1 protein-coding gene and 1 pseudogene are annotated in these 821 nt (G+C 64.9%); both read left to right on the plus strand.

Going from position 1 to position 821, the window contains the following annotated elements; all coding sequences use genetic code 11:
- Positions 1–489, plus strand: a pseudogene (adh, locus tag CAY82_RS27355) (aldehyde dehydrogenase); the annotation flags it as partial.
- Between the two features lie 44 nt (positions 490–533).
- Positions 534–821, plus strand: a 288-nt coding sequence (locus CAY82_RS27360) for a DUF779 domain-containing protein (RefSeq protein ID WP_256576336.1), incomplete at its 3' end; no start/stop codon positions are given.

Below are 821 nucleotides of genomic sequence, written 5' to 3' on the forward strand. Positions count from 1 at the left end.
AGCAACGACCAGTACGAGAAGATCCTGTCGTACATCGACATCGGCAAGGCCGAGGGCGCCAAGGTGATCACCGGCGGCGAGAAGGCCGAGCTCGACGGCGACCTGAGCGGTGGCTACTACATCCAGCCGACGATCTTCGAGGGCGACAACAAGATGCGGATCTTCCAGGAGGAGATCTTCGGCCCGGTCGTCTCGGTGGCCAAGTTCGACGACTACGCCGACGCGATCAAGACCGCCAACGACACCCTCTACGGGCTGGGCGCCGGGGTCTGGACGCGCGACATGAACACGGCGTACCGGGCGGGCCGCGAGATCCAGGCCGGCCGGGTGTGGACGAACTGCTACCACGCCTACCCGGCGCACGCGGCCTTCGGCGGGTACAAGAACTCCGGGATCGGGCGCGAGAACCACAAGATGATGCTCGATCACTACCAGCAGACCAAGAACCTGCTGGTCAGCTACTCGCCCGACAAGCTCGGCTTCTTCTAACCCCCATGGTCGACAGGGTTTCCTACACGGAGGAGGCGGCGGAGTTGCTCCGCCGTCTCACCGAGATCCATGGCCCGCTGATGTTCCATCAGTCCGGCGGCTGCTGCGACGGCAGCTCCCCGATGTGCTACCCGGACGGCGAGTTCAAAGCCGGCAACGCGGACATCCAGCTGGGCGATCTGGCCGTCGCCGGGCTAGCCCGGCCGATCTCGTTCTGGATGTCGAAGAACCAGTACGAGTACTGGAAGCACACCCACCTCACCGTCGACGTCGTCAAAGGCCGCGGCAGCGGCTTCTCGGTGGAGGCCCCCGAAGGCGTCCGCTTCCTGATC

Source organism: Pseudomonas sp. SID14000, assembly GCF_002165135.1.
Classification (GTDB): domain Bacteria; phylum Pseudomonadota; class Gammaproteobacteria; order Pseudomonadales; family Pseudomonadaceae; genus Aquipseudomonas.